This window comes from Haloferax sp. Atlit-6N (genome assembly GCF_003383195.1).
Lineage (GTDB): Archaea > Halobacteriota > Halobacteria > Halobacteriales > Haloferacaceae > Haloferax > Haloferax gibbonsii.
Map to the genome: position 1 here is coordinate 1 of NZ_QEQJ01000143.1, position 554 is coordinate 554.

1 protein-coding gene is annotated in these 554 nt (G+C 67.3%); it reads right to left on the bottom strand.

The window, feature by feature from the left end:
* A partial coding sequence (locus tag DEQ92_RS21630) for a glycerophosphodiester phosphodiesterase (RefSeq protein ID WP_158547656.1) occupies window positions 1-554 on the bottom strand: 554 nt, incomplete at both ends.

The window sequence follows — 554 nt, forward strand, 5'->3', positions numbered from 1 at the left end:
TTTTCGGAGTCCGTGTCTCCGTCGCGGCAGCTTGCGGCGAGTTCGCAATCGTCGATCACGACTCCGTCGACCCCGCGCGCTCGCAGTTCGCGGAGGTCCGCTTCGTCCGCGGCCGTCCAAGCATTGACGCCGAAGCCGCGAGCGTGCGCGTCGCCAACGACGTCGGTTTCCAGACAGAGCCCAACGTGCGGGTGGACGTATTCACAGTCCAGTTCGGCCGCCGCATCGAGCGCCGCATCGGTATCGAAGTCGGGGGCGGCTTCCTCGTCCTCGTAAAGCAAGAGCGCGAGCGACGCTGCCCCGGCGTCGCGAGCGGCGGCGACCGCTGCCGGCCGGAACGAGGAGACGATCACTTCGTGGTCGTAGCGACTCGCGACCTCGACGGTCTCCGGGGCGACCCCCCTCCCTTTCAGTTCCAGATTCAGCCCGACGTCTGTGGGCACAGCCTCGAACGCCTCCGTCAACGTCGGGATCGACTCGCCGCTGCCGAGGATTGACACTTCTTTGAGATCCGCCAGCGGCGTCGATGCGACCTCGCCGGTGCCGTCGGTCAC